Genomic DNA, 23,073 nt, shown 5'->3' with positions numbered 1-23,073 from the left:
TCCATATGCATTGAGGCGATGAACAGCATGAAACGTATATTTCGAAAAATGTCGCTTAAAAGACGTCTGTGGGTTTCGTTCGTTTTATTGACCGTCGTTTGTATATCCGTCACGGGAACTTATGTTTCCGTGTTTTTTTCTCGTGAAATGGAATCACAGGCGACGAAGACCAGTCAGGATACGCTCAATAAGTCGGCGAGGGTGCTGGATGAGCGCTTGAAAAATATCGTCGTGCTCGTCTCCACCCTCATGATGGGCGAGCCCTTCCAGCGAACGCTGAAGGATGTGCAGTCAAGCAGCAAGAAGGAATATTATAATCGGCTTTCCGAGCTGCAAACGCCCTTTGCCCAGCTGATGCTGGCTGAGCAGTCGATTGACTCCGTGCTGGTGCATACGCCAATCGGCGATTTTTATCCGACGGGAAACCGGCGCAGCCCGAGCCGCGATTTTGAGAGCACGATTATTAATCAGAAAATAACGGATACTCAGGAAAGATGGAGCAAGCTATGGGTGCCGGGACATGCCGATGAGCTGTTCAGCCGGAGAAGCTCCGTTATTACCTTAATCATTAAACCGTTTTTTGATATCCAGCTGCCTGGTGTGTATGTCGTAGTCAACATCCGCGAGGATCACCTGCTGGATCTCATTCAGGCGGATATGCAGAGCGCCAGCCTTCAGCAGCTTGTCGTGGACCGGACTGGCAAGGAGGTTCTTGCTTCCACGGAAGGCATCCCGCAAAGCAATCCACAAATTTATGAGCGGGTCGGTTCCAGCGCGCGAGGGAACTTTGAATATACAAGCCAGAGCGGAGACGCTTATCTGCTTAATTACGCGGCGCTTGGGATGAATCCAGATTGGGTATTGATTGGCTATCAATCCAAGTCGGAGCTGCTGGAGCCTGTTCAGCGCATGCGCTGGACGATTCTTACGATTATGGGCGGCTGCGTCGTACTGGCGCTGGTCATGTCCAGCATGCTGTCGGAGCTGCTGCTAAAGCCGCTGTTCAAGCTGCGAAATCTGATGGTGAAGGTTGAGCGCAATAAGCTTGATGTCAGGTTCGAGAGCGCATTTGAGGATGAAATCAGTCAGGTTGGCCACAAGTTTAACCGGATGCTGGAGCAAATTGGCGAATTAATCGAAGAGGTTAAAGCATCCGAGCAGGACAAGCGCAAATCGGAAATCAAAGCGCTGCAGGCGCAGATTGATCCCCATTTTTTGTACAATACGTTAAATACGATTTATTGGAAAAGCGAGATGGAGGAGCAGCAGGCGGTCAGCGGCATGATTGTTTCGCTGTCCCTGCTGTTCCGGCTGGGCCTGAACAATGGCCGGGAAATTACGACGCTGCGGCAGGAGCTGGAGCATGTGGCGCAATATTTGAATTTGCAGGAAATGTGCTATCCGGATTTATTCCGATACAGCATACAGACGGTCGATGAGAAGCTGCTGGATACTCCTGTGCTCAAAATTTTGCTGCAGCCGCTGGTGGAAAACTCTATTTTGCACGGCTTTCAGGAATTGCCCCATGAGGGGATGATCCGAATTGGGGCGGAAGCCGATGCTGCCAAGGGGTTGCTGGTGCTAACCGTTACGGACAATGGGATTGGCATGGATGCCGAGCGAGTGGAAAAAATGCTGAATGGTCCAGAGGTAGAGCGGACGAGCTACGCGCTAGTGAACGTACGAACAAGATTGTCGCTGTATTACGGCTATAAGGCTTCCATGGAGCTTGAAAGCGAGCCGGGCGTGCAGACCTCCGTTAAGCTAATCATTCCTATTCAAGAGGTGATAAACGAATGAGCGAGATTACGATGTGCATCATAGACGATGTAAAGACGGTCATCGATGGGATAGTATCAAAGATTCCTTGGGGGGAGCATGGAATCAAAATTGTGGGTACGGCTGCTAATGGCAAGGATGGCTTGCAGCTCATTAAAGAGAAGCATCCGCATATTGTGCTGACCGACATCCGGATGCCGATGCGCACCGGCATTGATATGATCCGTGAGCTGAAGGAGAGCGGAGAGCCGGAGGCCAAGGTTATTTTTTTCAGCGGCTATACCGATTTCACCTATGCCCAGGAATCTGTGCGGCTGGGGGCATTCGATTATTTGGTTAAGCCGTTTACGACGCAGCAAATTGTCGAGGTTGTGCTGCGCGCTAAAGCGCAGATTGAAACGCAGCAGCTGGAGCAGCTGGACCGGTTGACGCTGGAGCGCAAGGTGAGGGAAAGCTTGCCCTATTTGCGCCAAGAGTATTTTCGGCTGCTGATCCGGCATGATGAGCTGCCCGAGCGGGCGCATGACAAGTGGGAATTTCTAAGCATCGATATGGATACCCGCCGTTTCGTAGCGATGTCTGTGCAGATCGAGGGGCTAATGGACGAGCATTCCCCGCTGTCCGTGCGGGAAGTGGAGCTAACCCGCTTCGCCGTGCAAAACATAATGGAGGAAACGATCAAAAAACAGGCGAAAGGCATCGTATTTCGGGAGCATCTGGGCCAATTTGTCATTTTGCTGAATCCCAATGAGGAGGTGGGTATGCTGGCGCTGGCGGAGGAGTGCCGGGACAATGTGAATCGCTACGCGAAGCGGGACATTTCCATTGGCGTCGGAAGCTGCGTGGAAGGAATCAGCGAAATCGCTCTTTCCTATAATCAGGCGAAGACAGCGCTCAGCTATCAGTTTTATTCCGGCAGCGGCAGCGTCATCTCCTATAGTGATATTGAACGGCAAAATGATATTTCACCCCATTATTCCGCAGATAAGGAAGTAGAGCTGCTCTATTGCTTGCGCTCAGGCAACCGGGAAGGGACAGAGAAGCTGCTGGAGAGCATTTCCGAGGAATGCCTGCGTTATCCGACGCCGCCTGATCCTGATGTGATGACCAATTTGTTTTATGGACTGGCCTTCTCCATCTACCGCGTCATTGCCGAGAAGGCGGACAGCAAGCAGCGCATGTGGCTCGATGAACGGCTGAGCATCATTAAGAAAGGCCGGTATTTATCTACCTCCGAGCTGATTAAGGATGTGAAGGAGCTCGGACTGACCGGCTGTGACTGGCTCCAGAAGCGCCAGAAAAACAATGTCGGCCAGCTCATCCATCAGGCTATGAATTATGTGGGCGGACGTCTTGGCAGCGACTTAACGGTACAGGAATGTGCGAATGTCGTCCATTTGAGCCCGAGCTATTTTTCCAATTTGTTTAAAAAAGAGACCGGAATGACGTTCATGCAATACGTCACCTCCGCACGGATGGACAAGGCAAAGGAGCTGCTGCTGGAAGGGCTGCAGGTGCAGGATATTACGTATGAGCTTGGTTATCGGGACCGTCCTTATTTCACCGAGCTGTTCAAAAAGCATACCGGGCTGACGCCTACGGAATTCCGCAGCAAATACGAAAGCTCGGAACCGAAAGCGTAATCAAAGTGATTTTGCCCTCCCAGAATCGTGTTTTTGTCCTTCATGGGCAAGCGGACAACGGTGCTACAATGAGGTCAGCAGGAGGAGCTGGGCGGTAGACACCGCTATAACGCCGCTTGCCAAACAAAGGGGAGGTACGACAGATGAAAAAAAGATTCGCAACGAAACGCTCGTTTCTGCTTTGCAGCTTGCTGGTATTGGCTTTGATGCTAGGAGCATGCTCAACGGGTAACGGAACGAATGCCGCACCAGAAGCAAGCACAGACACAAACGGTGCAAGCAGCGCAGCAAAGACGAAAATTTCCTATTGGACAATAGATCGTCATGACATGGATTATATGCAGGAGCAGGTTGATAAATATAACGCGACGAATACAGATAATATCGAAGTGGAAATGAAGGTTATGGCGGATAACTACAATCAGGCGATTGAGGTAGCATTCGCGAGCAACCAGGCTCCGGACATTTTCCGCAGCGGCGATTTCCAGACTTATGTGAGCAAAGGCTATTTTGCTCCACTTGATACACTGCTCAGCAAAGAGTTTCTGGCGAAATTCGACGGTTTGCTGGTAGAGGATGTCTACACAAAAGATGGACATGTGTATACGCTTCCAAACACGGGCCAATTCTGGCGTCTGCTGTACAATGTAGACCTGCTGGAGAAGGCTGGCTACACAGAGCCGCCAAAGACGCTTGACGAAATGGTTGAGATCGCGAAAAAAGTAACGGAGCAAGGTAAGGCTGAAGGCATTTACGGCTTCGCCAGCAATTTCAAAAACGGCTCCGGCTTTACGCGTCCGGCATTTGCATCGGGCTCGCTCAGCTCGGAAACAAGCCACGAGGGCTTTAACTACCAAACCGGAGAATTTGATTTCGGCATGTACCGTGATATTGCTGAGGCGCTTCACCAAATGAAAGCGGATGGCAGCATGATTCCAGGCGCTGAATCACTGGATATTGATCCACTTCGCGCCCAGTTTGCACAAGGCAAAATCGCGATGTATGTGAACCACTCCAGTGAGCCGGCAGTCTACACGTCGCAATTCCCGACGGACATCAAGTGGGCATCGACGCTTGTGCCGACGAAGGATGGCGAAATCAACGGCGTAACTTGGGTTAATGCAGGCGGTTATATCGGAATCAATGCACAATCGGACAAGCAAGCAGCAGCTGTGAAGTTCTTAGAATACTTGTACAACACAGAGCTTCGTACGGAATATCAAGAGAAGGGCCTTGGACTTTCCGTTCTGCCTTATGTGAATGAAGCAGCAGGCAAGCCTGAACTGAAGGGCATCGAAGGCTTCCTTCCAACGAAATATGACGGCATCTATCCAGCAACTCCGATTTCGGTTACAGAAACGAAGCTTGAAGGCAAAAAAGCAAGCGACATATTTATTGAATACATTTTGACCAGCAATCAGGACTTGGAAGCAGCGATTAAAGATTTGAATACGAGATACAACAAAGCGCTAGCAGCGGCTCGTACGGAAGGGCTGACCAATATTCAGGCTAATCCGTCGTTCAGCGCCAAGAGCCTGCAAGGCTCGCTCGGCCAGTAGCCGTATAGCTGAAGGGAAAGAGAGGCTGCCTGCGGGCAGCCTCTGCTTCTATGATTGGGGAAAAGCAGAGAGAGGAGCGAGTGCTTAAATGGATCATTTGTATTTTAGGCCGAAGCAGAGAAGCGATTGGGGAGCAAGCTTTCAGCAGCATTTTCCACAGCAGGCTGCCGCTGCGATTGCCCAGGCGAATCGCTGGTGCGAGGATAAGCCTGTGATTTGGAAAGGTTTTGAAATCGATTTGGGCCAGCCTATTAATTGGCTTTACAACCCAACCGGGGACAAGGAATTTACATGGGGCATTAACCGCTTTAAGCATCTTCGCTCCTTAGGCACCGCCTATGCGTGCACCGGGGACGAGAAATATGCAGCTAAGGCGCTGGAGCATATTTTAGGCTGGATCGATACGCAGCCTTGTCCGCGGGATTTGCCGGCAGAGGAGCTGACCTATTTTCAAAGACCGGGTCCGTGGCGGCTGCTGGAAACGGGTCTCAGGCTGCGCCAATGGATATATGCCTATCACTTTTTCGATGAATCGGACAGCTGGAATGGCGAGGTGAAGCAGCGGTTTCTCCAATCGGTGAAGGAGCATGCTTGGTTTCTCTCTACCTACAAAGCGAGCATTGAAATCAATCATTCGATTATGCATATGATCGGGCTGCTAGGCGCGGGGCTGACGTTTGTGTCTTGGGAGGAAAGCGAGGAATGGCGCGGCATAGCGATGAAGCGGCTGGAGGAATGCATCCGCGTGCAGGTGCTGCAAGATGGCGTCCATTCGGAGCTTACGCCGCACTACCATATGGTATCGCTGGAGCTGTTCGTTGATTGTGCCGTTATGGCGAAAAAGCGTGGACTTGCGTTCTCAGAAGAATACGAGCGCATTGTGGCTGGCATGACGCGCTTCGCAAGCCTGATGATCAGGCAGGACGGCAGCATGGCGCCGTTTGCTGATTCCTTCGCGAACCAGCCGCCAGATTTGAATGCAGCGGCGCTGTATTATTATCGCCCGATGCTGCTGCTGGAGGATCAGCTGTATGAGCAGTTTTGGACGGTCGGCCCTGAGGCGATCGACTGTCTGCTGGCGGCGGCAGCTAAATCGCCAGAAGCAGCATCGCAGTCGCAAGTAGCAGCATCGCAGTCTACTTCAACGGCAAGTGGAGCAGGAACGTTGCTCGGTGCTCATGCACAGGAGCAGCTGCCGTTTGCTTTTCCGGCAGCAGGCTATTATGGGTTTGGCGATACGGAGCAGCAGCTCATCTTCGATGCCGCTGCACTTGGCGGCCCTCATGGTCATGCCGATGCGTTGTCCTTCGAATGGTGCGCCTATGGCGAAGCATTGTTTGTCGATCCGGGCACGTACACGTATATGGAAAATCCATGGCGCCGTTATTTCAAAAGCACCTCTGCCCATAATACCGTTCTCGTGGACGGGCAGGATCAGACGCCTTACTTGCGCACCCAAAGATGGGGCTTGCCAGAAGCGGCTGTTTCCTTAATCGCTTGGGAGCCGGATCAGCAAATGATTTGCGCGGAGCATGACGGCTATGCATCCCGTGGCGTAACGCACAGGCGCGCCTTATGGTTTCTGGATAGTGGAGAATGGGTTATTTATGACCGCCTGACTGGTACTGGCGAGCATACGTATCAGCACCGGCTGCACACTAGGCTGCTGGAGTGGGAGACGCAAAGACTGGTGACGGACAACGGTGCCTTGAATGATCAAAAGCGCCCCCTTGATCAGCCTGCCTGCTACTATGCCAAAGGCAGTGGCCTAGCGAATGGATCAGAGCCTGCTCCTGCTTCGCCGCTCGCCTGCGAGCTGCTCGTTTTTGGACCGCCGGAGCTGGAGCTAGACGTGGAGGACAGCTGGGAATCGGTTCACCAAATGAAGATGCAGCCGCTGAAGGTGCTTCAAGGCTTGCTGACAACAGAAAATGCTGGTGCTTGGTTTATTACCGTGATGAAGCCATCTCTTGGAACGCAGCAGCTGCAGACCTCTGAATGGAGCGTCAGCATAGGCGAGCATGGCCGCCCTGTTCTGAGCTTAAACCGTGATGGACAGCTTGCCGTGTTCGCTATGCCTGAATGAAACGATTGGAGTGAAGCATGTGGATAAGCAAAACGGATTTATTACTCATTATCTGACTTCAGGACTGCGGTTGAGTGATTTTATATCAGATAAAACCGACAAAAATCAAATACGCTACGAGCAATATTTACGCTCAATTGTCGCAGACAGGAATCTACCAGCGCCTGCGGCTGAAGAAGCCATTCAAATCGGCGCCGAGAGCGAGCTGGGGCTACCTTGGGAGTATCTTTACCCTTGCAGCGGTTTCGTAAATTTCAGCCAGTTTTCGTTTACGCCCCAGAAAGTAGAGCTGCTTGCCGCTACTGTACTTGTTGTGGAAGAAGACCTGGTCGCCTTGGCGAACCTATGGACGTATACAGCGATAGAAGTTTGGCTCAATGGGGAGAAGGTAAGCTCCGTTGCCGAGCCGGTTTATAAGCCGATTAATAAACAGGAAATGCAGCTGCCTTTGCGCAAAGGCAGCAACACCATGGTCATCTGCATGCAAAATTTGGCGGTGCGTGATACGCGGAATATTTTTGGCATTCAATTAGTGGAGCATTTGGACCAAATTACAGTGACGCTGCCGGATGCGGAGCAGGCCGAGCCGTTTCTTGCGCTGGACCGCTTCCTGTCAGGCATTACGCTGAAAGGCAGCGAGCTTTGCTTCCCGGTGGAAGCGCCGTGCAGCATCTATCTGGCGTACGGGGAAGACTTGAATGATAGCCTAATTGGCGAGGACATAAGCGGCAAGAGCAGTGTGAAGCTTGACGAGGGTGCGCCAATGGCCATAGTATATGGTGAAATCGGACCGAGAAAGCTGATTCGCAAAATCGAGCTGCTGCAAAACAAAAAGCCGATTTACCGTAGCGGAGCGGCGGCGGCCGAGGTCAAAGGCGCCATGTTTGAGGAGATTGCCGCCATAGGCACAGAGCAGGCGTTTCAACCGCTGCGCTTTGGTTTATTTTACGTGCTGGCGCGCTGGAACTTGGGACAACCCGGTGTTCATGATGAACAGCATATTCTGCACGCGCTTGGACAAATTGAGCGGCGCGAGGATTGCTCGGACTTTATCCTAGCGGGCTTGCTTCGCTTCATGCAGCAGCAAGAGCTGCCAGCCCATTTAACGGAACGGACTAAGCAGGCGATTTTAGACTACCGCTTCTGGATGACCGAGAATGGCTCAGACGGCATGTGCTTCTGGAGCGAAAATCACGCGCTGATGTTCTATATTTGCGCTTATATGGCGGGCCGCGAGTACCCGGATCAGCTATTCGCAAGATCGGGCCGCACAGGCGTCCAGGCAAGCGAAGTGGCGCTCGGCAAAATCCGCGAGTGGCTGGCAGATGTTGAGGAATACGGCTTTGAGGAGTTTCTCAGCGCCGACTATATGTGTGTGACGCTTGGCGCACTGCTAAATGTCGTCGATTATATGGAGGAAGAGGAGTCTGCTCGGGCCAGCCATTTAATTGACGAAATGCTGAAATCCTTCGCCTACCATACGTTCCGCGGCTCAATCGTCGCGCCGCAGGCCCGTATTTACCGCTCCGTCATTTTGCCATTTACCCAGTCAGCCCAGTCTTTAATTCATCTGCTGAATCCGGATACACCTATGGGCAACAGCGAATGGATCGTGTTTCTGATGAACAGCAAATACGTGATGCCGCAGCATTTCACAAGCCTGATGAATGAGTCCTTGGAGCTGGAGTATCAGACCGGCAACGCATGGGTGAAGCTCAATAAGCAGCCCGATTATATACTGACCTCGGTTCAATCACCAAGATATGATGCGAACCCGTCCTTCTGGCAAAATATTAGCTTTGACGAGTCCGTTGACACCGAATCGGGCGAATATGTTAAATCGTTTAATGAGCGTTTTCACGGCACCTCGCGTTTCGAGCCGGGCGTGTACGGGTATCAGCAGCATATGTGGTATGCGGCGCTGGACAACGATACGGTGCTGTATACGAACCATCCAGGAGAGCTCGCTGACGATGGCGGCATGCGTCCAGGCTATTGGTATGGGAATGGCATCATGCCAGCGGTCAAGCAGCAGGGCAGCGCGCTGGGCGCGATTTATGAAATCGGGGAGGACCATCCGGTTGCGTTTACGCATCTCTTTTTCCCGGAAGCGAAGTTTGATGCGTTTGTCCAAGACGGACATTGGCTGTTTGGGAAAAAAGGCAGCGGCTATGCCGCCATCTGGTGCAGTGAGCGCATGGTTCCCCACCATGACCGCTTGTTCCATTGTGAATACCGGGCATATAGCCGCCAGAACGCGTATTTCTGCAAGCTGGGCTCGGAGGAGGAATTCGGCAGCTGGGAGCTGTTTAAAGCGGCATGCTATAAGCTTGCTCCTGCCTTCGATTCTGAGGCGCTCAAGCTGACCGCAGCGGATGCTTATGAGCTGAGCTTCGTCCGCAGCAGCAACAAAACGCAATATGTTTAGACACAATATGTGTATACCAATCCGATAATAGTTGAGAGGAATGACGAATGATGAGCAGATTGAACAATTGGGAAAATGCCGAGCCAGGCGTAAAACGGAAGATCTTCACACCAGGCGATACGATTATGATGATGGAGGTGCATTTTGAGGAAGGAGCGGAAGGTTATTTGCACAGCCATGTGCATGAGCAGTTTTCCTACTGTCTGGAAGGACAGCTGGAGTTTTCGATAAATGGAGAAAAGACCGTCATTTCGGCGGGCGAGACGATCTTCATTCCTAGCAATGCCGAGCATGGCTGCCGCGCTTTGAAAGCAAGCAAGCTGCTTGATACCTTCACGCCGCTTCGGCAGGACTTGATCAATTAGTTTAATAAGGCTGTACTAGAGCGCTAAGCTGAGTGAGTACGCTATGCTGCGAGGGTTGTCCCAAAGTCATGCTTGATGGCTTTTGGGACAACCCTATTTTTATGGAGATAAGTACAGCGCAGCCGTTCCCGCATTTCTGAAACATTGACATGGGCAGAAGCGTCTAGGGAAATGAGGTGATTGAAGATGAATGGAATCAAGCTTACTAGCCAGACTTTAATCGTGCTGCTCCTTATGCTGACAGCTGCCGGCTGCGGCGGTGGGAGTAGCGCGATGGAAAGGGGAGCGTCCAAGGTACCAGAGGTCCAAGTAAAAGCTGCGGAGCCAGAAATCGAGCAACCAGTTGAATCATGTAATGCGATTATTGAGTGGGTCGATTTTCTGATGATTAATGGCATCAAATATCAATATAACTATGAGGGGACTGGGAAGACAGTTGATGATCAGCTTGGCGAAAAAGTAGGCGAGGTATCTTATATGCTGAACGACCATGCTTGCACGGATCATGTGGAGGAGGATGGGAATGCCGCCTTTTTGCCAATCGGTACAGAGATCTTTGCGATGAAGGGTTATAAACCGGAGTTTCGTGTCATAGCAAGCAACAAGGTTTATGAGGTGATGGATAATCCAAAGGCGGCAACGCTGGGGCAATTACTCGATATTGAAGGCAACGTCGATAAAGTCGGCCTGGAAAGTGCCCAGGATGGCAGTCCAATCGGCGATTTCAGTGCTGAAGCGTCGGCACAATTTATTCAAGAGCTGCTTTCTCTGCAGCATGTGGGGTTTAATCAGGTTTATGAAAAAATCAAGCATGAATCCGGTGTTTTTCTGAGAGTGCATTTGCTGGACGGCACCTCCTTCCGGCTCGTTTATTATCCCGAGGGGAACGGCTTTACGGCTGGGGCATTCGGAACAGACAGCCTGAAAGCGTTAATAATGGAGCAGCGGGCCCAAATCAAAGCGGCAGCAGGTCTGGATAAATAAAACAGCAAAAAAATCCCGATGAATCGTCAGCAGCAAAAGCACGAGGCTTTTTGCTGCTTTTGACCATGCACCGGGACTTTTCTTATCGTTCCATGCTACAGCTTGAATTTATTAATTTGAATACGCAGCTTCTCTGCCATATTAGCAAGCTCTGCGGAGGATGAAGCTACTTCCTCCATAGAAGCCATTTGCTCTTCTGCCGCAGCGGAAACATTTTGTGATTCTGCCGCAGTTTCACTAGCCGAGTCGGAGATGAGGCGAATGGATTCCACCAACGTGGTTGTACCGGACACCATCTCGCCGGATGCTGCTGATACGCCTTGAATGCTCGCTGCTACCTCTTGAATAGAAGAGCGAATGCGAGCGAACAGCTCACGGGCTTCTTCACCTGTATGTCTTCCTTCGGCCGCTTGGGAAACAGTCTGTTCGGAGGCCTGCAGCGTTCGATCAATTTCGAGGCGGATACTTCCAATGAATCCGGCAATTTGCTCCGCTGACTCCATCGATTGGCCTGCAAGCTTGCGAATTTCATCCGCTACGACGGCAAAGCCGCGCCCCGCTTCTCCAGAACGTGAAGCCTCAATCGCTGCATTCAACGATAAAATATTCGTTTGGCGGGCGATTTGGCTAATGCTGCCCACGACATCGCCGATTTTGCCGGACAATCCGCTCAGCGCATGAATCGTTTGGGCAAGCTCGCCGATGCCTTGCTCCATCTCCGCCATTTTTCCATTAAGCTGATCCATGGAAGCCGCTCCGTCATCGGAGAGATTGGAGGCCTGGGAAGCGATGTCAGACGCATTTGTACTATAAGAAGCGATACCATCAATTTGCACAGCGATGCTGTCGGCGGCTTGGCTTCCATCCTGCAAGCTGGACGTTTGGCGCTCCGAGCTTTCGGCTACGACGAGAATCGCTTCGGAAATGCTTTGCGCGGCACGCGCGCCTTGATCCGCTCCCTCTGCAAGCTGCTTCGCAGAATCCGTCAGCTGCTCGGACAAGCCGTTAACCTCCATCATCAACAGCTGCATTTGATCCCCAGCGGCATTAAAGGAATGCAGCGCCTTGCTAATATCGGTTTTGCCTTTGACCGGAATGCGATACGTTAAATCGCCTTGTGCCAAAACATCAATGCCATGTGTTAATTGGCGAATGGGATACACAATCCGCAGAGCAATCAGAATCGTTGTAATCAGCGCAAGGACGATAATGCCTGAACCAACCAAGAGAATCAAACTCAGCAAAGTATCGACAGGCTTTAAAATTTCATTTTCTTCCGCATACATCGTAATAACCCAGCCCAGGCCAGTCACACTCATAAACCCAATTTTTTCAACGCCATTTTCCGTATAATGAATCGGGGCCGTATTGCCTTGGGTCGCATTGGTGAGAGCTTGATCAAGTGGGGAGATGCCCAGATCGGACAGTTTTTTGTTTAACACAAACGATTCATCCGTGTACGAAAGGAACGTTCCGTCCGCTAACGTCATATAAGCTTTTCCGGTCTCGCCGAATTGGGCTTTGCTGACGCTTTCTACCGCTTGGCTAATCGAATAGGAGGCACCGTAAAATCCATAGGCTTTGCCGTCTTTGATTAGTGGAGCGCCGACAATAACAACCATCGTGCCCATCGTTTTGGAAATTACCGGCTCAGAAATGAATGGTTTGCCTTCTTGGGCAAGCTTGATGTAAGGCCGATCAGCTAGATCGACGTCCGTATTTTTAATGTTAACGGCGTTGGCGCCTATTAAATCAAGCGAGAAAAAAATCGATTCAAACTCGGGATGCTGATTATGGGCTTGGACGAGAAAATCAAGCTGCTGCTGCCGATCTGCTTCCACCTTGGAGCCTTGCTCGGCGATAACCTGCATAATAGCCTGCTTTTCTACTAAGTTGGCATCAATCTCTTTAGCTAGAAGACTGGAGTAGAGCTCCATTTGTTTTTCGGCTTGGATTTGGACTTCTCTGGAGGTTGGAACATAGAACGTGTACGAAAGGACGGAGACACAAACGACAATAATAAGCAGTGTGGACAATACAATTCGACCTGCGGTCTGACGGATTGAACCCAGAATAAGCAAATTTCGAATAAAACGTGAATTCTTCAATGGCTTTACTATTCTCCTTTTAGAAAAGTTTATGTACTATTAATATCGGTTGCTGACTGCAAATGTATGACCATTATTTTCATTTTATTTTGTAAATCCTTCAATATATATATTTTAAAATGTAATCGCTTGCAAAAATAGCTGGCGGAAGTCTGTTTAACTATAATTTATAGCGTAACGTTCTACTGACATGCAGTTGTCAGTAGAGTTTTTATATAATCTAGGTATTAGAAAGCAAAAGATGATATTAACTGAACTTTGTTTAAAGAGATTACTAAGGAGAACTGTCCCACTACAGGTCGTATTGGTGACATCGTTTTTCGTGATGTCCCATGCTTGCTTGGTTGAAGTGTGGCAGGTTTACTTCAAAATAACCCCTACAGAAGTAAATCTCATACGTTATTTTGAAACAACGAAAGATAGTATAAATGGTTGAATTCCAACAAGGGAGTGCAGCTTTAATTGAATAAAACAGAGCGTCTTTTAGCGATTGTGGTGGAATTACAGCGAAGCAAATTGCTGACAGCTGATGAATTAGCAGAGGTCTTAGGGGTCAGTGTAAGAACGATCTATCGTGATATGCAGGCTTTGAGTGAAGCAGGTGTTCCCATAATTGGTGAGACAGGATTAGGATATTCTTTAATGGAAGGCTATTTTCTTCCACCAATTAGTTTTACAGTAGAAGAGGCAGTATCACTTCTTCTTGGAGCTGAATTCATAGAAAAACGTTTTGATCCAACTTTTCGCAAAAGTGCTCGTTCTTCCCGCAGAAAAATAGAAGCCATTCTTTCTCGACCCATCCGTGAGGAGACAAACCGAATACAAGGGAGCATCCGTCTGCTCCAAAAAGATGAAATGGTCATAATGACGCGGGAGAGAGTAAACTTGGGGATCATTCGCGAAGCCATGCTGGAGGGCAACAAAATTCGTTTCACCTATCACAAGCGGGTTGCTGAAGCTGATGGGAACAGGGTAACTGTGCGAACGGTATCGCCATTCGGATTGGCACATGATGAGCAGAATGGCTGGCTGTTAGTTGCTTCCTGTGACTTACGGGAGGATATTCGCCATTTTCGAGTCTCCCGAATCAGCGACCTTACCGTGACTGATGATACGTTTCAGACTCCCGATCACTTCAACCTTCAATCCTATCGGCCGAAGGATACCCGTAGCATACGGGTCTGCGCACTTTTTAATTCAGAAATCACCGATAAAGTCGAAGAAGCAAACAATTACTATATGGAGATTGCCGAATCTAAAGAGGACGGTTACCATGTCACTTTTCGTGTCCGTCAACCGGAAGAATTGCTGAGTTGGATTCTTGGCTGGGGGGCAGATGTGGTAGTCACTGAACCTGAATCATTCAAAAACCGAGTAAGAGAAGAAATCGAGAAAATGAAAGAACGCTACTGACATACTGTTGGCAATAGGGGCCTTGTATAATCAAGATATGCAAAGGAGGACATTACATTATGTCAGCAATTGGACCCGACTTCATTTCACTTCAAGTGAGCAATCTTGAAGGCTCTGCGGAATTCTATCAAAACTATCTCGGACTGGTGCGCTCACAGGCGGGACCACCTCATGCTGTGGTCTTTGAAACAAAGCCTATTGCATTTGCTCTTCGAGACCTAATGCCAGGGATAGAACTCGGTTCAGGTACTCAGCCTGGACTTGGTGTCGCTCTGTGGCTCCATGCCCCTGATACGCAAGAAATCCACGATAAGCTTGTTGCAGCAGGTGTAAAGATTGCATCCGCACCAATAGATGGACCATTCGGGCGAACCTTTACATTTGCCGACCCAGACGGTTACCTAGTTACCCTTCACAGTAAAGCCTAATTATTTCTATGCGAAACGGTAGCTTTGCCGCCATAGGACAGCGACAGCCGTTTCACCTTGGCTAAATATGTCTGGAAGGTTAGTGCTAAAAAAACGGAAAAATTAGGGTGAAGTTAGGTCGAATATCTGCTTTTTTCGATTTGATAGGTTAGTTGAAAGTTAGTAAAATTTAGGGTGAATTGTTAGTTTGAAAAATATGGAAATTAAAAACGTTTTATTGTATAGTGGCATTGTAGCCTATTTCCAATTAAAGAGAGGAGGAAGGGAGTTTAGTCTAGGTAATTATTGTTAGCCTAATAAACGATGAAGAGGAGAAACGTAAAATGTTGAAAAAAACGATTTTGTTAGGTTTTGTTATGACTTTGCTGCTTTCCCTGTCTCTAGTTCATATTCCTTCTGCTTCTGCTGCTACGGGCTTTTATGTAAGCGGTAACAATTTAAAGGACGCCAATGGCAACAACTTTGTGATGCGAGGGATTAATATGCCTCATGCCTGGTACGACACCCAGTCCTATAATGCGCTGACGACGGCTAGCTCCTATGGTGCGAACACGGTCCGTATCGTTTGGTCGACAAGCGGAACAGCGGCTCGCTTGCAGCAAATTATTAATCGCGCCAAAGCGCTGAAAATGGTGTCCGTTGTGGAGATGCATGATGTTACAGGCAGCGATAGTGCAGCCGCGCTCAACAATATGGCGAATTATTTTGCCCGGAATGATGTGAAGGCTGTTTTGCAAAATAATACGAAATATGCGCTGGTTAACATTGCTAATGAATGGGGAAGTGCCAGTCTTTCCGATACGGCTTGGAGAGACGCCTATAAAACAGCCATTACGACCATTCGCAACGCAGGAATTACAAATACAATCGTTATAGACGGCTCTGGCTGGGGGCAATACGTTTCCCCGATTAAAAACTACGGGGCCGCATTGCTGAGTCATGATCCACAGCATAACCTTTTATTTTCCGTGCATATGTATGGGGCCTGGAACAATTCATCAACCATCGGAACAGAGCTGCAAAATGTGAAAAATCTCGGCCTTGCTATCATCGTTGGAGAGTTCGGCTATAACTATAATAACGGCAACAACAATCTGGGTACGACTGTTAATGCTCAAGAAATTATGAATCAATGCCAAGCGAAGGGCATCGGATATTTAGCTTGGTCGTGGACCGGCAACGATAGCGCGAATGCATGGCTGGATCTGGTGAGCAGCAGCAACTGGACGACACTGACCTCATGGGGCAATCTTGTTTTTAATGGCACGAATGGCATCGCATCGACGTCTGTAAGGGCCAGCGTATTTTAAAAACAGCCGCTAAGACTGCTTGCCATTAAGCGCCGTGTCGGCAATACCCGGATATAAATGAATGATCTTAACAAGCTGTTCCTGCATATAAGCAGGCGGATGCTTAAAGCCGGTTTCAATCCAGTGCCATACGAGGCCTAGTACAGCACTCATACTATAGGTGGCTAGCAGCTCCCGATCAATATCAGCCGTAGGAAAAAGCAGCTCCTCCATTGAAATTTGCTTGAGGACATGAAGCATTTTTTCCTTCATATTGGGTAGCACATCATTTTTCATAAGAATCGTGTAGACGCCCGAATGCTCGTAAATATGATTGAATATCGTGACGGCATGGGCAGGCAGCTCACTAACGTTAAAGACCTCGACATGCTCGTAGGGTGCTCGGAACGCTTGCAGCAGTTTATCCAGCAGCTCCGTCGAAATCTCGTCAAGCAGCGCTTCTTTATTGTCATAGTTGGCATAAAAGGTTCCCCGGTTGTAGCCGGCATGCTCCATAATCTCGGTAATGGATATGGCTTGAAAGGGCTTATCCGCCATCAAGGCGAGGAGAGCTTCCCGCAAGGCGCGTCTGCTTCGAACGATGCGGCGGTCGATTTTTGAATGGTTTTCGGACATAAACATCCGCTCCTTCTACCAGTTAGTATACAAAAAACCGTCTTTTGTTCGTTAACGGGCAAAGGCGGTTTTTTTGCTGATTGTCAGCAGTTTCTACACTTTATTATACTCGAAGTAACAGATGCTTAAGTAATGAGTATGTGTTTATTTTATCTCTGATTCAAAATGGAGGAATGAACCGTGAGACTAACAGGAAAAGTGGCTGTCGTAACTGGCGCAGCATCAGGTATGGGTAAAGCGATTGCGGAGCTGTTCGCAGCAGAAGGAGCTAAGGTTGTCGTCTCGGATCTTCGCGTAGATGCGGCACAAACGGTTGTTGCAGCTATTGAAGAAAATGGCGGTACAGCGGTTGCCATCGCTGCCAATGTTGCCAAGGAAGAAGATGTCCAGCAATTAATAGATACGACCGTAGCAACTTACGGCACAGTGGATATTTTAATAAATAATGCGGGAATTATGGACAACTTTGTTCCGGCGGCGGACATCACGGATGAGCTATGGGAGCGGGTATTTGCGATTAATACAACGGGACCGATGCGTACGATCCGGAAAGTGCTGCCTCTTTTCACCGAGAAGAAGAGCGGGGTTATCGTCAATATCGCTTCTGCTGGAGGTCTGCAGGGCTCTAGAGCGGGCGCTGCTTATACAGCTTCCAAGCATGCTGTCGTGGGCCTCACGAAAAATATCGGGTTCCAATATGCGGACTTCGGCATTCGCTGCAATGCGATTGCACCTGGCGGGGTGAAAACGAACATTGCGGCGTCGCTGACGGAGCCTAACGCTTTTGGAGCATCGCGCGCAATGGCAGGCATGGGTCTTAACCCGCGTACGGGCGAGCCGGAGGAAATCGCTAAGGTTGCCCTGTTCCTCGCTTCTGATGACGCAAGCTTCGTTAACGGTACGGTTGTAACCGCAGATGCGGGCTGGTTGGCTTACTAATACAGGTCAAGCACAAAAATCTAATAGACCAAAACAATAAATTCCCTCTTGCGATATCCTGCTCCTCATACACAATTATGGAGGAGGCTCGAATCAATTAAGAGGGATTTTTATGCTGCAAGCATTAAGAGTTAATTGTAGTCATAGTTCCCCAATGCATATGGCAGCCAACTAACCATTATAAAATCGACTTTTGAAGTCTCTTCATTGAAGCTAAAGTAGATGGTGTAGGTCTTCTTTTCGTTTTTAATTTGTGATCCATTGAAAAAGGGGTCCAACTGCGTATAGCTGCCATCTTCCGCTTCTTCATAAAAATAAAAGGCGCTACCCGTTTTTAAATATCCGGCTGTTCCGTATTGCTGTAAAACATCCGATATCGTACTTTTCTCCAATACAATGCCTTTATAAGTTGAGAAGAGCTTGCTCGCTTCCAAATGATCTTTATCGCTAGCTATATCCCACGAGTCCACTTGGCCTGCTTTATTATAATGAACCGTGAAAGCGGAATATTGGCTGCGTTTAAACATACCGGCCTGCTGTGATTCACCAAAGCGAGAGTCAATAGCCTGTTTACTTTCCCAAAGCTTTACTCCCATAGCTGGATTATTTCCAATTAAATCAAAATCTGCTCTTGTAACAGGTTGTGTGCTGAATAAAGGCAGCGCCTTGGGAGCAGTTGCAGGATCCGGCAGCTTGCCGAGTTCGGAAAGTGCTTTCGGCCGTTCTTTAATGTCAAGCATACCCGCAACTGTCAATTGTCTTATCCATTGAATCGCTTCTGCGCGTGTTAATTTGGAATCGGCTTTAAAAGTAGACAGCGAAGCGGCATCGCCAATTACCATCCCATTTCCGATTAAAAATATAATGTTATCCTGTCCCTCGTAGTGGACACCTCTGGCTGATGCGATAATTGCAGCTGCTTGTGTGTGGGTAATAGGTGACGAGCGCAGTTCAGGTTTGGCAGCACCATCAACGGGATGGTTCCAGCCTTTAGCAAGTTTATACAGCAAATCCATTCGGTTTTTTATTGATTCATAAGTTGCAGTGTTATGTAATGTACGATCAAACGCCCGATATAAAATTTTTAAAAACTCTGCCTCGCTTATAAGCCGATCCGGCTGGAAGGTTCCATCCGAATAGCCCTCAATAATTTGATAATCGCTGGCCCATTGAAGTAACGTATCACTCCAGTGACCGCTTGGTGTGTAAGACGCTGCTGAAGCGATGTTCCCGCCAAGTATGCTGAAAAGTAGCAACAGACAAATGATTGCATTACGAATGATAGACATTTTCCCCTAAACCCTTTCTATTTTTTAATCATGTTCCTATACAATGTGTTAAACAAAACTTCCTACACTTATTTTATCGGTTGAACAATCGAGTGAGGTAAGAAGAAGTAGCGATACCTACGAAATCTTGTTACGATTGCTGTATAAGGTAGAGCGGGAGGGACGCATAATGCCTGAGTTACAGGAAATCTACACGATTAAAGAAGCGGCGGGACTGAGCGGCCTGTCGGAGGATACGATTCGGTATTATGAGAAAATCGGCGTTTTGCCGCAGGCGGCGCGTAAAAACAACACCCATCGTTTTTACCGGATGAAGGATATTGAAACGATGAAAATGCTGGTTTGCTTGAAAAAAACAGGTATGTCGCTTGACGAGATAAGACCGTTTATAGGTGTGTCCTTCATCAATAAACCGTCGGATTACCCCGAGCTTGTGCAATTAATGCTGAACCATAAGCAGCAAATTCGGCAGCAAATAGCGGATTTGCAGCAGGTGCTGGACTTTATTGATGACAAGCTGAAAATTACCTCTTTTGAGCAAGGAGGCTGCCCTCAGTAGTTACATAGACTAGGGCAATCCCTTGTTCTCCTAGTTAAATGAAGAGGTTGAGCAGTGAGGATTTGTTTTTGGCAGCCCGGTTAGGGTAGGGAAGGGATGGGATGGGATGGGATGGGACGGGGAGCTTTCATTCTGGAGGATTGAGGTTCCGCTATTTTGGCATTTTATGCGATTTCAGCCTGTGAGCGGACAGGAAATTCGTTATTGTCCCCTTAATCGCATTAAAATGAATAAAAGGCGTTCATTAGCGTCTCCTGAGTCCGCGAGTCCCGTCAAAAAACCTAATCTGGTTGATATAGCGTCTTCTGTGTCCGCCATATTTTCGCTGCCGACTTTTCTTGTTTTAAGCGACTCGTTGATAAAATCCCGTCTTAAATAAGCAGATATGTAAACGCTATCCTAGTTGCTTTTTCTCGTAAAGCGATTTGTAAACAAAGGAGCAGTTCCTATGTATGAGCTAACAGCAGCAGAGTTTTATATTGTAAATCCAATGCTTGATAAGGTGGGAAATAAAGCGGTCTATGCTTTATCGGTAATTCAGCAGCTGCAAACAGGTAAGGTGATAGTAAACGATAGGAACAATGCTACAGCTGCTTTAATAACGAGTGTTGGTGGATTCTACTGCTTGTTAGGAGCTGCAAACGATACTCCTTTTAACGAAGGGGTTATCCAGTTCCTAAACAATAAAAATAGCCATCCTATTGATTTTTATGCTCTAGCTTTATTTTCAACGGATTGGGAACAACTGCTGGCTGAAAATAATTTGATCAATGCGGCCAAAATTAAACGGGCCTATTTTCATTTTAACATGGAAAAATTCCTTCAAGCTTATCGCGATTATCCATTTGTACTCAGCCCTGAATTCAACGAAGAAGGATTGAATCCAGAAATAGCAAACCAATATAGAGAGGACTTTTACCCGTATTATAAATTAGTTTGGGATTCGGCCCAACAATTTATCGATAATGGTGTCGGTCATTTTGTGACCAAAGACGATAAGATTATCAGTGTTTGTTCTTCTCCCTATGTTGGAGGTGGCTACGCTGAAATTGACATCATAACAGTAGAAAAATACAAAAGAAAAGGCCTGGCAACATTGGTTGGTGTCCGTTTTATTAATGAGTGCCTAAATCGAGGACTGACACCAAATTGGTGTTGTCATTCAGATAATATAGAGTCCTTAAGTGTGGCGCATAAGCTTTGTTTTGAGCAAGTAGACGAACATCCTATGTATTGGTACAACGGTTAGTAATTACGTTACTAGTATAAGGCGAAGGTCAGCGCTTGCTGACCGCCGCAGGTTCTTCCCACACTTTATTCCCGAATGGTCACGCGGGTATTAATCGGAACCAAATGGGCGAGCGTCACAACATCGTCATTGTACATGCGGATGCAGCCATGCGACACCATGCGTCCGATAGATGCAGGATCATTGTTGCCATGAATGCCGTAATGCGGCTTGGACAATCCCATCCAGAAAGCGCCGAACGGCCCGCCGGGATTGGCTTGTTTATTTATAATCGTAAATTCGCCGAGTGGCGATTGTGTCAGCATTTTGCCGATGCCAACAGGATAGGCGTTTACGACCGTATTGCCATCAAGCAAATACAGCCTGCGGTCAGATAGATCAACGATAATGCGGTATGAAGGCATAAAAGGTTTCCCTCCTCTGCTTCTATCCTATGTAAGAGTGGAGTAGAGGGCGTTAGGCATTGTCCTATATGCGGGAAAATGAAGAGCTTATAGTTAAAGACCCATGTTCCATGTTACTCCGATGGTAGGGGGCTCCATCTTTCATCACGTGTATCTTTATCCGTTGGTTTTCGGTTAGTTCTCCCCAATAAAAAAGCTTTTTGATGTTGTCTTAAAGACTCAATATTAGCTCCGCCTTCATAGTCGGGGTCATTAAATTGGACAGCGTCATCCTCCCAAAAACAAATTTCACATATGTCATATGTGCCTGGCGGTTCACAGTCTAATGTCTTGTAACCACAACAAGGACATGCGAATTTCATAGTCATTCCTCCACTATAAGCACTTCGATAATACAGTAAAAATGACGCATCAAACTATGGTTAGTTTGTGCGTCATTTTATAGTTAATTTGATACTAATGACTAGCCGCTGCTACTTCGAGCCTTGCTGCTGGTTCTAGTGCCCAGATGCCTCGTGATCGTTGGACAGCTTTAGCACATCAAACAGCTTGAACAGCAGGCTTAGCAAAATCGCTACGACTGTCGCAAGCGCCATGCCGGAGATGGCGAAATCGCCTAGCTTGATGGTGACGCCGCTGAGTCCAGTTACCATGACAACTGTCGTCAAAAACAGATTAGTCGGCTTGCTGTAATCTACCTTCGATTCGACGAGCATCCGGAAGCCGGATGCGGCGATAACGCCGAACAGAAGCAGGGAGACGCCGCCCATGACAGGAGTCGGAATGCCCGAAATGAGCGCTGAGAATTTTCCTGAAAAAGAGAGCACAATGGCGATGACGGCAGCGCCGCCAATGACAAAGGTCGAATAAACCTTCGTGATTGCGAGTACGCCGATGTTTTCACCGTAGGTTGTATTCGGCGTGGAGCCGACAAAGCCGGAAATCATCGTGGAAATCCCGTTGCCCAGCATGGAGCGGCTCAGCCCTGGGTCCTTCGATAAATCCTTTTCCACGATATTGCTCGTTACGACCAGATGTCCGATATGCTCGGCAATAACGACGAGCGCAGCCGGAGCGATGGCAAGAATAGCGGCCCACTGGAAGATGGGCAGCGTAAACTCAGGAGACTGCAGCCAGCCGCTCTTCCCCACACCAGAAAAATCGGTCATACCCATACAATAGGCAATGACATATCCAGAAACAATCCCGATTAGAATCGGAATGATTTTCATAAACCCGCGGAACAGCACGGAGCCGAACACGGTTATGCCCAGCGTAATCGTTGATAAGGCAACCGTAGCACCGTCCATTTTCCAGTTCGCTGGGTCCGGGTATTTATCCGGCATAATCCAGCCAGCCATTTTCGCTGCAACCGGAATGAGCTCCAGCCCGATAATCGCTACAATCGCGCCCATCGCCGCAGGAGGGAAAACGACGTTAATCCAGCCCGTTCCCGCAATATGAATAATCAAGGCGACAAGTGTGAAAATAACGCCTGCGGCGATAAAACCGCCCAGTGCCGCAGCGTAATTGCCGGGCTCTCCGGCGGCGTGCTCACCAATAACGGCTCCCGCAGGAGCGATAAAAGCAAAGCTTGAACCGAGATAGGCGGGAATTTTGCCTTTGCAAATCCATAAATAAAGCAAGGTGCCGATTCCGTTCATCAGCAGGCAGACAGCCGGATCGACGCCAAGCAAATTCGGGACGAGTACGGTGGAGCCGAACATGGCGAATAGATGCTGCAAGCTCAGCATCAGGCTCTGCCCTAGCGGAGGGCGATCCATAATTCCAATTGTATGACGTTTTTCCATAAACCATTGATCCTCCCCAGTGTTCTATGTCTATAATCCTTGTCGATTCTACCGAGTTCGGTGAAGGTTGGCAAGCTTTTTTTCAAATTATAGAGAAAGTATGA

Annotated in this window: 19 protein-coding genes; 13 read left to right on the top strand and 6 right to left on the bottom strand. The window is 48.5% G+C overall.

Annotation, left to right across the window (positions count from 1 at the left end):
* The first annotated feature begins 27 nt into the window (after positions 1–27).
* The 7 genes from ACSR9A_RS18315 to ACSR9A_RS18285 all read left to right on the top strand — a co-directional run bounded on the left by ACSR9A_RS18315 (position 28) and on the right by ACSR9A_RS18285 (position 10,844).
* Positions 28–1,800: a sensor histidine kinase gene (locus ACSR9A_RS18315; protein ID WP_473758730.1), complete on the top strand. Its 1,773-nt coding sequence runs from the start codon at positions 28–30 to the stop codon at positions 1,798–1,800.
* The gene (locus tag ACSR9A_RS18310; protein WP_473758729.1) at positions 1,797–3,422 is read left to right on the top strand and encodes a helix-turn-helix domain-containing protein; all 1,626 of its coding nucleotides are present in this window, start codon (positions 1,797–1,799) and stop codon (positions 3,420–3,422) included. The genes ACSR9A_RS18315 and ACSR9A_RS18310 overlap by 4 nt, the downstream gene beginning before the upstream one ends.
* 143 nt (positions 3,423–3,565) lie before the next feature.
* Positions 3,566–4,981, top strand: a complete 1,416-nt coding sequence (locus tag ACSR9A_RS18305; protein WP_473758728.1) for an ABC transporter substrate-binding protein — start codon at positions 3,566–3,568, stop codon at positions 4,979–4,981.
* A gap of 88 nt (positions 4,982–5,069) precedes the next feature.
* Positions 5,070–7,067 (top strand): heparinase II/III family protein, encoded by a 1,998-nt coding sequence (locus ACSR9A_RS18300; protein WP_473758727.1) that lies wholly within the window; start codon positions 5,070–5,072, stop codon positions 7,065–7,067.
* A 19-nt stretch (positions 7,068–7,086) separates the two neighbouring features.
* A complete protein-coding gene (locus ACSR9A_RS18295) occupies positions 7,087–9,495 on the top strand; it encodes a hypothetical protein (RefSeq protein WP_473758726.1) in 2,409 nt (802 codons plus the stop codon).
* Between the two features lie 50 nt (positions 9,496–9,545).
* On the top strand, positions 9,546–9,860 hold the full coding sequence (locus ACSR9A_RS18290; protein ID WP_046232396.1) for a cupin domain-containing protein: 315 nt from the start codon (positions 9,546–9,548) through the stop codon (positions 9,858–9,860).
* Positions 9,861–10,046: 186 nt separating this feature from the next.
* Positions 10,047–10,844, top strand: coding sequence for a hypothetical protein (locus ACSR9A_RS18285; protein WP_473758725.1), 798 nt, complete (start codon positions 10,047–10,049; stop codon positions 10,842–10,844).
* Positions 10,845–10,939: 95 nt separating this feature from the next.
* On the opposite strand, the gene ACSR9A_RS18280 is transcribed toward ACSR9A_RS18285, so the two are convergent.
* Positions 10,940–12,952 carry a methyl-accepting chemotaxis protein gene (locus ACSR9A_RS18280; RefSeq protein WP_473758724.1) on the bottom strand — a complete coding sequence of 671 codons (2,013 nt, stop codon included), beginning with the start codon at positions 12,950–12,952 and terminating at the stop codon, positions 10,940–10,942.
* Between the two features lie 462 nt (positions 12,953–13,414).
* On the opposite strand from ACSR9A_RS18280, the gene ACSR9A_RS18275 reads away from it, so the two are divergent.
* From ACSR9A_RS18275 to ACSR9A_RS18265, 3 genes are all read left to right on the top strand, one after another.
* Positions 13,415–14,365 carry a helix-turn-helix transcriptional regulator gene (locus ACSR9A_RS18275; RefSeq protein WP_473758723.1) on the top strand — a complete coding sequence of 317 codons (951 nt, stop codon included), beginning with the start codon at positions 13,415–13,417 and terminating at the stop codon, positions 14,363–14,365.
* A gap of 59 nt (positions 14,366–14,424) precedes the next feature.
* Positions 14,425–14,793, top strand: a complete 369-nt coding sequence (locus ACSR9A_RS18270) for a VOC family protein (protein WP_473758722.1) — start codon at positions 14,425–14,427, stop codon at positions 14,791–14,793.
* Between the two features lie 323 nt (positions 14,794–15,116).
* A complete protein-coding gene (locus ACSR9A_RS18265; RefSeq protein ID WP_473758721.1) occupies positions 15,117–16,103 on the top strand; it encodes a cellulase family glycosylhydrolase in 987 nt (328 codons plus the stop codon).
* 9 nt (positions 16,104–16,112) lie between these two features.
* Here ACSR9A_RS18265 and ACSR9A_RS18260 read toward each other — a convergent pair whose 3' ends face one another.
* Positions 16,113–16,718: a TetR/AcrR family transcriptional regulator gene (locus ACSR9A_RS18260; protein ID WP_473758720.1), complete on the bottom strand. Its 606-nt coding sequence runs from the start codon at positions 16,716–16,718 to the stop codon at positions 16,113–16,115.
* A gap of 180 nt (positions 16,719–16,898) precedes the next feature.
* Between ACSR9A_RS18260 and ACSR9A_RS18255 the strand changes: the two genes are divergently transcribed.
* On the top strand, positions 16,899–17,657 hold the full coding sequence (locus tag ACSR9A_RS18255; protein WP_473758719.1) for an SDR family oxidoreductase: 759 nt from the start codon (positions 16,899–16,901) through the stop codon (positions 17,655–17,657).
* 131 nt (positions 17,658–17,788) lie between these two features.
* Here ACSR9A_RS18255 and ACSR9A_RS18250 read toward each other — a convergent pair whose 3' ends face one another.
* Entirely contained in the window at positions 17,789–18,946 is a 1,158-nt protein-coding gene (locus tag ACSR9A_RS18250; protein ID WP_473758718.1) for an S-layer homology domain-containing protein, read from the bottom strand.
* A 169-nt stretch (positions 18,947–19,115) separates the two neighbouring features.
* Between ACSR9A_RS18250 and ACSR9A_RS18245 the strand changes: the two genes are divergently transcribed.
* Together ACSR9A_RS18245 and ACSR9A_RS18240 are read left to right on the top strand one after the other, a co-directional pair.
* Positions 19,116–19,505 carry a MerR family transcriptional regulator gene (locus ACSR9A_RS18245; protein WP_473758717.1) on the top strand — a complete coding sequence of 130 codons (390 nt, stop codon included), beginning with the start codon at positions 19,116–19,118 and terminating at the stop codon, positions 19,503–19,505.
* A 448-nt stretch (positions 19,506–19,953) separates the two neighbouring features.
* Positions 19,954–20,754 (top strand): GNAT family N-acetyltransferase, encoded by an 801-nt coding sequence (locus ACSR9A_RS18240; protein ID WP_473758716.1) that lies wholly within the window; start codon positions 19,954–19,956, stop codon positions 20,752–20,754.
* A gap of 65 nt (positions 20,755–20,819) precedes the next feature.
* Here the strand turns inward: ACSR9A_RS18240 and ACSR9A_RS18235 are convergent, their stop codons facing one another.
* The 3 genes from ACSR9A_RS18235 to uraA form a co-directional block, all read right to left on the bottom strand.
* Positions 20,820–21,158: a L,D-transpeptidase gene (locus ACSR9A_RS18235; protein ID WP_341279618.1), complete on the bottom strand. Its 339-nt coding sequence runs from the start codon at positions 21,156–21,158 to the stop codon at positions 20,820–20,822.
* A gap of 113 nt (positions 21,159–21,271) precedes the next feature.
* Positions 21,272–21,520, bottom strand: coding sequence for a CPCC family cysteine-rich protein (locus tag ACSR9A_RS18230; protein ID WP_473758715.1), 249 nt, complete (start codon positions 21,518–21,520; stop codon positions 21,272–21,274).
* A gap of 135 nt (positions 21,521–21,655) precedes the next feature.
* The gene (uraA, locus tag ACSR9A_RS18225; RefSeq protein WP_473758714.1) at positions 21,656–22,969 is read right to left on the bottom strand and encodes a uracil permease; all 1,314 of its coding nucleotides are present in this window, start codon (positions 22,967–22,969) and stop codon (positions 21,656–21,658) included.
* Positions 22,970–23,073 lie beyond the last annotated feature (104 nt).

The sequence above is a fragment of the Paenibacillus sp. R-74696 genome (assembly GCF_055814915.1).
Note: the sequence above shows the minus strand (reverse complement) of the source record. Positions and strands in the feature narration are given on the sequence as shown.

Excerpts from the sequence above, each read along its gene's own strand:
- ACSR9A_RS18315 (WP_473758730.1), top strand. The coding sequence starts at position 28 with ATGAAACGTATATTTCGAAAAATGTCGCTTAAAAGACGTCTGTGGGTT.
- ACSR9A_RS18260 (WP_473758720.1), bottom strand. The coding sequence starts at position 16,718 with ATGTCCGAAAACCATTCAAAAATCGACCGCCGCATCGTTCGAAGCAGA.
- ACSR9A_RS18245 (WP_473758717.1), top strand. The coding sequence starts at position 19,116 with ATGCCTGAGTTACAGGAAATCTACACGATTAAAGAAGCGGCGGGACTG.
- ACSR9A_RS18250 (WP_473758718.1), bottom strand. The coding sequence starts at position 18,946 with ATGTCTATCATTCGTAATGCAATCATTTGTCTGTTGCTACTTTTCAGC.
- ACSR9A_RS18305 (WP_473758728.1), top strand. The coding sequence starts at position 3,566 with ATGAAAAAAAGATTCGCAACGAAACGCTCGTTTCTGCTTTGCAGCTTG.
- ACSR9A_RS18265 (WP_473758721.1), top strand. The coding sequence starts at position 15,117 with ATGTTGAAAAAAACGATTTTGTTAGGTTTTGTTATGACTTTGCTGCTT.
- ACSR9A_RS18235 (WP_341279618.1), bottom strand. The coding sequence starts at position 21,158 with ATGCCTTCATACCGCATTATCGTTGATCTATCTGACCGCAGGCTGTAT.
- ACSR9A_RS18240 (WP_473758716.1), top strand. The coding sequence starts at position 19,954 with ATGTATGAGCTAACAGCAGCAGAGTTTTATATTGTAAATCCAATGCTT.
- ACSR9A_RS18300 (WP_473758727.1), top strand. The coding sequence starts at position 5,070 with ATGGATCATTTGTATTTTAGGCCGAAGCAGAGAAGCGATTGGGGAGCA.
- ACSR9A_RS18230 (WP_473758715.1), bottom strand. The coding sequence starts at position 21,520 with ATGAAATTCGCATGTCCTTGTTGTGGTTACAAGACATTAGACTGTGAA.
- ACSR9A_RS18285 (WP_473758725.1), top strand. The coding sequence starts at position 10,047 with ATGAATGGAATCAAGCTTACTAGCCAGACTTTAATCGTGCTGCTCCTT.
- uraA (WP_473758714.1), bottom strand. The coding sequence starts at position 22,969 with ATGGAAAAACGTCATACAATTGGAATTATGGATCGCCCTCCGCTAGGG.
- ACSR9A_RS18270 (WP_473758722.1), top strand. The coding sequence starts at position 14,425 with ATGTCAGCAATTGGACCCGACTTCATTTCACTTCAAGTGAGCAATCTT.
- ACSR9A_RS18310 (WP_473758729.1), top strand. The coding sequence starts at position 1,797 with ATGAGCGAGATTACGATGTGCATCATAGACGATGTAAAGACGGTCATC.
- ACSR9A_RS18290 (WP_046232396.1), top strand. The coding sequence starts at position 9,546 with ATGAGCAGATTGAACAATTGGGAAAATGCCGAGCCAGGCGTAAAACGG.